Here is a 6,000-nt window from a genome sequence, read left to right on the forward strand (position 1 = left end):
GAGGTACACCGCGTGTCGGTTCTAGTCCTGGCGCTCGCCCTGGGTGCCGCCTGCTGTCTCGGCTTCGGCTTCGTCCTCCAGCAGAACGCGGCCCAACGGGCCCCGCTGAGCGATTTCCTCTCCTTCCGCCTGCTGCTCGACCTCGTGAAGGTGCCCCGCTGGCTCGGCGGCATCGCGCTGATGGTGGTCGGCATGGGCCTCGGCGCCGCCGCGCTGGGGCAGGGCGAGCTGTCACTGGTGGAACCCCTGCTGGCGACGAACCTCCTCTTCGCACTGGCGCTCTCCCGCAAGCAGAGCCGGCAGCCGCTGGGACGCCAGGGCTGGGCGGGTCTCTTCCTGCTGGCCGGCGGGGTGACCGCGTTCATCGTGGCGGGCAGGCCGGAAGGTGGCGCGGCCACGGCCGATCCGGTGCGGCAGTGGCTGATCATCGGGATCATGATCGGGCTCGCCCTGCTGCTCACGACGCGCGGCAAGCGGTCCCGGCTGAGCTCGGGCCCGGTGCTGCTGGCCCTGGCCGCCGGGCTGCTGTACGGCGTGCAGGACGCACTGACCAGGGTCAGCGGGCAGAAGGTCTCCGACGGCGGCTTCGCCGGGTTGCTCACCGGCTGGGAGCCGTACGCGGTGCTCGCGCTCGGGGTCACGGGGCTGGTCCTCGTGCAGAGCGCGTTCGAGACCGCGTCCCTGCGCAAGTCGCTGCCCGCCCTGACCGCGGCGCAGCCGCTCGCCGGGATCGTCTGCGGCGTCGGCTTCCTGGGCGACCGGCTGCGCACCGACGCGGTGGCCCTGAGCTGGGAGGCCGGCGGCCTGCTGGCCGTCGTCGCCGGGATCGTGCTGCTGGGCATGCATCCGGCGATGCCGCACGGGGCACCGGAACGGGCCCGTGTGAACACGCCCGCGGTGAGCCCGGCCTCACCCTGAGGGGCCCGGCCACCGGACCCGGGCAACTCGTACCGGCCCTCGCGCCGTGAGGGCTCCCTCCCCGACTTCCCCGACCTCCCCGACCTCCCCGACCTGACTTCACCCTTCGGGCGGCCCCTCCCCCTCGGCGTTCCCCGCCCTGCTTGGATGAGGGCATGAGCGCTGCTGACGAGATCCTCGACATCGTCGACGAGAACGACCGGGTCGTCGGGCAGTCCCCGCGCGGCGAGGCCTACGCCCTGGGGCTGCGCCACCGTTGCGTCTTCGTCATTGCCCGGGACGCCGAGGGCCGGATCTTCGTGCACCGGCGCACCGCGACCAAGCTGGTCTTCCCTTCCCTGCACGACATGTTCGTCGGCGGGGTCGTCGGCGCGGGCGAGTCCTACGACGCGGCGGCCCTGCGGGAGGCCGAGGAGGAACTCGGAGTGACCGGCCTGCCGCAGCCGCATCACCTCTTCACGTTCCTGTACGACAACGGCTCCGGCCGGACCTGGTGGTCGGCGGTCTACGAGGTCCGCTGCGCGCTTCCGGTGCGCCCTCAGGTCGAGGAGGTGGCCTGGCACGACTTCCTGCCCGAGGCCGAGGTCGAGCGGCACCTGGCCGACTGGGAGTGGGTGCCGGACGGGCTCGCGGCGTACGAGCGGCTCAAGGCGTTCCGGACGTCCGGCTGAAGAGGGCCCGGCGAGGCTCCCGGGTAGGGTCGCTCACGTGATCGAGTTCGTACGGAACGTCCGGTTGTGGTTCGCGCCCGCGGAGGTCAGGGAGGACGGCGAGACGCCCGACTACCGTTTCTCGCTGGCCAACGAACGCACCTTCCTCGCCTGGGTGCGCACCGCCCTCGCACTGATCGGCGGCGGTTTCGCCGTGGACCAGTTCCTGCCGGACCTGCGCTGGGGATGGCGGGTCGGGCTCGCGCTCGCGCTGCTGGCCGCGGGCGTGCTGTGCTCCCTGCGGGCCGTCAACCACTGGGTGCGCTGCGAGCGGGCCATGCGGCGCGGCGAGGACCTGCCGGTCTCCAGGTTCCCGGCGCTGCTGAGCCTGGTCGTCGCGGTGGTGGCCGTGGCCATGGTCGTCGTGGTGCTGGTGGGGTGGGAGGGGTGAGTGTGCCGACCGCCGGGCAGCGGGATCCCGACCGCGACCCCGGACTGCAGCCCGAGCGGACCCGGCTCGCGTGGCGGCGTACGACGCTGTCGGGCACGGTCGTCGCCGTGCTCGCGGTGAAGACCGTGCTGCACGGCGGTGCCTCCGCCGCCGGGGTCGTCGCCTGCGCCGTGTGCTGCGTGCTCTGGCTGGGCTTCCTGAGCGTCGCGCACCGGCGTATCCGCGCTCTCGCGGTCGCCCCGAGCCCCGCGGCGTTCGCGCCCCGGCACGCGGTCGCCGCGGTGTTCTGCACGGTGGCGATGGCGGTGTGCGGCGCGGCCCTCGTGCTGTGAGGCCTTCCGAGGTGCGGGCCCTCCGAGGCGCAGGCCTCCCCAGGTTCAAGCCTTCCGGGTGCAGGCCTCCCGAGGTGCAGGCCCTCCTCCCGTGCGGCCTTTTGAGGTTCAGCCCCTCATTCCTCTGCGCTCTCCCAGTCCACCGTCACGACGATCTTGCCGCGGGTGCGGCCCTCCTGGTTCAGCCGGTGCGCGTCGGCGGCCCGCTCCAGGGGGAACGTCTCGTCGACGTGCACGCCGACCACGCCCTGCTCCGCCAGGTCGGCCAGGCGCTGGAGGTCCTGGGCGTCGGGGCGGACGAAGTAGTAGCGGCCGCCGTAGGTCACGACGTCGTTGTCGGCGATCGACGCCAGGCGGCCCTCGGGTGCCAGCAGGTTCGCCGACACCTTCAGCGCGTCTGCGCCGACCGTGTCGAACACCGCGTCCACACCCTCCGGGGCCAGTCCGCGCACCCGCTCGCCCAGGCCCTCGCCGTACACCACCGGCTCCCCGCCCAGGCTCCGCACGAAGTCGTGGTTGGACTCGCTCGCCGTACCGATCACCCGGGCGCCGAGGTGGACACCGAGCTGGACGGCGATCGAGCCGACGCCGCCGGCCGCGGCGTGCACGAGCACGGTCTCGCCCCGCTTCACCTGAAGCACCTTGACCAGCACCTGGTAGGCGGTGAGCCCGGCCAGCGGCAGCCCGGCCGCCTCCTCGAAGGAGAGGTTGCGCGGCTTGCGGGCCAGGGTGCGCACGGGCGCGGCCACGTACTCGGCGAAGGTGCCGCGGGAGAGGAAGTCCTCGCGCACGTATCCGATGACCTCGTCCCCGACGTCGAACTCCGAGACGGCGACGCCCGGGCGCACCACGACGCCCGAGACGTCCCAGCCGGGCACCACCGGGAAGACGGGGGCGAGGATGCCGTCGAGGTAGCCCTCGCGGGCCTTCCAGTCGACGGGGTTGACGGCCGCCGCCCGCACCTTGACCAGCACCGCGTCGGGGCCGACCTTCGGGTCGCGCACCTCGCCGAACGCCAGCGCCTCGGGACCGCCGTACCGTGAGTAGCTGATGGCCTTCATGGCTTTGACCTTCCGGGCTCGCCGGGCGGCGCGCAAGCCGGATGGCCTGAACGAACCGGCCGAAACCTCCCCGGCCGCCTCGCGAGGCGGGTCGTCGGCCTATCGTGGCTCCGATCACGTTTCGGTCCCGCTCTGGACGACATACCGACCGGTCGGCATCATGAGTCGGGAACTGTTCACCTGCCCGTAGGAGCGACGCATGAGTCCCGACCATCCGCCCGGACTGGATCTCGAACGGTTGCGCGACCTGCTCGACCGCGAGCGGCCCGGCCTGGTGAACGGCCCGCTGTCCGGCCGGCTGATCGAGGGCGGACGGTCGAACCTCACCTACGCGGTCTCCGACGGCACCTCCCGGTGGGTCGTCAGACGGCCCCCGCTCGGCCACGTCCTGGCCACCGCGCACGACATGAAGCGCGAGCACCGGGTGATCAGCGCCCTGCACCCGACCGCCGTGCCGGTTCCGCGGCCGGTGCTGCTGTGCGAGGACGAGGAGGTGCTCGGATCGCCCTTCTACGTCATGGAGTTCGTCGAGGGCACCCCCTACCGCACCGCCGACCAGCTTCTCCCGCTCGGTGCGGAGCGGACCCGGGGCGCGGTGCTGAACCTCGTCGACACGCTGGTGGAGCTGCACGCGGTCGACCCGGGCGAGGTGGGGCTGGCGGACTTCGGCCGCCCCGAGGGCTTCCTGGACCGGCAGCTGCGGCGCTGGGGCAAGCAGCTGGACGCCTCGCGCAACCGGGACCTGGACGGCATCGACGAGCTGCACGCCGCCCTCGGGCGCGAGCTGCCCCACTCCCCCGCCCCGGCCGTCGTGCACGGCGACTACCGGCTCGACAACGTGCTGATCGGCGAGGACGACCGGATCAAGGCCATCCTCGACTGGGAGATGTCGACGCTGGGCGACCCGCTCACCGACCTCGGTCTGCTGGTCATGTACAGCATGCCGCTGGGCATGACCGACTCCCCCGTCTCCACGACCGCCGAGGCTCCCGGGCACCCGGCGCCGTCGGAACTGATCGAGCGGTACGCCGCGCGCTCGGGGCGCGACGTCTCCGCGGTCTCCTGGTACACGGCGTTCGCCTGGTTCAAGCTCGCCGTGATCCTCGAGGGCATCCACTACCGCTACACGCTGGGCCAGACGGTCGGACAGGGCTTCGACCGCATCGGCGACCTCGTCCCCGTCTTCGTCCGGCACGGACTGACCACGCTCCACGAAGGCCTCCAGGAGGGCTGATCCACATGGACTTCGCTTACGACGCGCGCACCGAAGAACTGCGCGGCAAGCTCCTCGCCTTCATGGACGAGTACGTCTACCCGGCCGAGTCCGTCGCGCACGAGCAGCGCGAGCGGCTCGACTCGCCCTGGGAGACCGTGCCCGTGGTCGAGGAGCTCAAGGCCGAGGCCCGCAGGCAGGGCCTGTGGAACCTCTTCCTGCCGGACTCCGAGTACGGGGCCGGGCTGACCAACCTCCAGTACGCGCCGCTCGCCGAGATCATGGGCCGCTCCCCGCAGCTGGCGCCGACGGTGACGAACTGTGCGGCGCCGGACACCGGGAACATGGAGGTGCTCACCCAGTTCGGCGACGAGCAGCAGCAGAAGCAGTGGCTGGAGCCGCTGCTGGCCGGCGAGATCCGCTCGGCGTTCGCGATGACCGAGCCGGACGTGGCCTCCTCCGACGCCACCAACATCACCACGCACATCCAGCGGGACGGCGACGAGTACGTCATCACCGGCCGCAAGTGGTACATCTCCGGGGCGATGCACCCCGACTGCAAGATCTTCATCGTGATGGGCAAGACCGACCCGGACGGGGAGGACATCCGCCGCCAGCAGTCGATGGTGCTGGTCCCGCGTGACACCCCGGGCGTCACCATCAAGCGGGCCATGCAGGTGTTCGGGTACGAGGACCACTACCACGGCGGTCACGCCGAGGTGATCTTCGAAAACGCGCGCGTGCCGGTGTCGAACCTGGTCGGCGAGGAGGGCGGCGGCTTCGCCATCGCGCAGGCACGGCTCGGTCCCGGGCGGATCCACCACTGCATGCGGCTGATCGGCATGGCGGAGCGGGCGATCGAGCTGATGTGCCGGCGGGCGGTGTCCCGGGACGCGTTCGGCAAGTCGCTGGCGCAGCAGGGCGTGGTGCACAACTGGATCGCGGACGCCCGCGTGACGGTGGAGCAGCTGCGCCTGCTCGTGCTGAAGACCGCGTGGCTGATGGACACGGTGGGCAACCGCGGTGCGCACACCGAGATCCAGTCGATCAAGATCGCCACGCCCCGGGCGGTGGTGGACATCCTCGACCGGGCGATCCAGCTGCACGGCGCCGGCGGCGTGAGTCAGGACTTCCCGTTGGCGGAGCTGTACGCGGGGGCGCGGACGCTGATGATCGCGGACGGTCCGGACGAGGTGCATCAGCGGTCGCTCGCGCGGCGGGAGCTGAAGCGGTACATGTGACGGCCGCGTGGGGGGGGGGCCGGCCCCCCCCCCCCCCCCCCCCCCCACCCCCCCCCCCCCCCCCCCGCCGGGGGTGGGGGGGTGGGGTATTAACAAAATTAGCGGGGGGCGCTAGGGGGGGGGGTGTGTGAGGG

7 protein-coding genes are annotated in these 6,000 nt (G+C 72.2%); 6 read left to right on the plus strand and 1 reads right to left on the minus strand.

Going from position 1 to position 6,000, the window contains the following annotated elements; translation table 11 throughout:
- Positions 1 to 12: 12 nt before the first annotated feature.
- The 4 genes from ACFCXS_RS23025 (at position 13) to ACFCXS_RS23040 (ending at position 2,351) form a co-directional block, all read left to right on the plus strand.
- Positions 13 to 918 (plus strand): DMT family transporter, encoded by a 906-nt coding sequence (locus tag ACFCXS_RS23025; protein ID WP_376645202.1) that lies wholly within the window; start codon positions 13 to 15, stop codon positions 916 to 918.
- 155 nt (positions 919 to 1,073) lie between these two features.
- A complete protein-coding gene (locus ACFCXS_RS23030) occupies positions 1,074 to 1,589 on the plus strand; it encodes an NUDIX hydrolase (protein WP_376645203.1) in 516 nt (171 codons plus the stop codon).
- A gap of 37 nt (positions 1,590 to 1,626) precedes the next feature.
- On the plus strand, positions 1,627 to 2,019 hold the full coding sequence (locus tag ACFCXS_RS23035; RefSeq protein ID WP_053673955.1) for a YidH family protein: 393 nt from the start codon (positions 1,627 to 1,629) through the stop codon (positions 2,017 to 2,019).
- Positions 2,016 to 2,351, plus strand: a complete 336-nt coding sequence (locus tag ACFCXS_RS23040; RefSeq protein WP_376645204.1) for a DUF202 domain-containing protein — start codon at positions 2,016 to 2,018, stop codon at positions 2,349 to 2,351. Before ACFCXS_RS23035 ends, ACFCXS_RS23040 begins: the two co-directional genes overlap by 4 nt.
- Before the next feature lie 116 nt (positions 2,352 to 2,467).
- On the opposite strand, the gene ACFCXS_RS23045 is transcribed toward ACFCXS_RS23040, so the two are convergent.
- A complete protein-coding gene (locus ACFCXS_RS23045; protein ID WP_376645205.1) occupies positions 2,468 to 3,412 on the minus strand; it encodes an NADP-dependent oxidoreductase in 945 nt (314 codons plus the stop codon).
- Positions 3,413 to 3,611: 199 nt separating this feature from the next.
- Between ACFCXS_RS23045 and ACFCXS_RS23050 the strand changes: the two genes are divergently transcribed.
- Positions 3,612 to 4,646: a phosphotransferase family protein gene (locus ACFCXS_RS23050; protein WP_376645206.1), complete on the plus strand. Its 1,035-nt coding sequence runs from the start codon at positions 3,612 to 3,614 to the stop codon at positions 4,644 to 4,646.
- Between the two features lie 5 nt (positions 4,647 to 4,651).
- A complete protein-coding gene (locus ACFCXS_RS23055) occupies positions 4,652 to 5,866 on the plus strand; it encodes an acyl-CoA dehydrogenase (protein WP_376645207.1) in 1,215 nt (404 codons plus the stop codon).
- Positions 5,867 to 6,000: the final 134 nt, after the last annotated feature.

Source organism: Streptomyces sp. NPDC056373 (genome assembly GCF_042262425.1).
Classification (GTDB): domain Bacteria; phylum Actinomycetota; class Actinomycetes; order Streptomycetales; family Streptomycetaceae; genus Streptomyces.

Excerpts from the sequence above, each read along its gene's own strand:
- ACFCXS_RS23045 (WP_376645205.1), bottom strand. The coding sequence starts at position 3,412 with ATGAAGGCCATCAGCTACTCACGGTACGGCGGTCCCGAGGCGCTGGCG.
- ACFCXS_RS23055 (WP_376645207.1), top strand. The coding sequence starts at position 4,652 with ATGGACTTCGCTTACGACGCGCGCACCGAAGAACTGCGCGGCAAGCTC.
- ACFCXS_RS23030 (WP_376645203.1), top strand. The coding sequence starts at position 1,074 with ATGAGCGCTGCTGACGAGATCCTCGACATCGTCGACGAGAACGACCGG.
- ACFCXS_RS23050 (WP_376645206.1), top strand. The coding sequence starts at position 3,612 with ATGAGTCCCGACCATCCGCCCGGACTGGATCTCGAACGGTTGCGCGAC.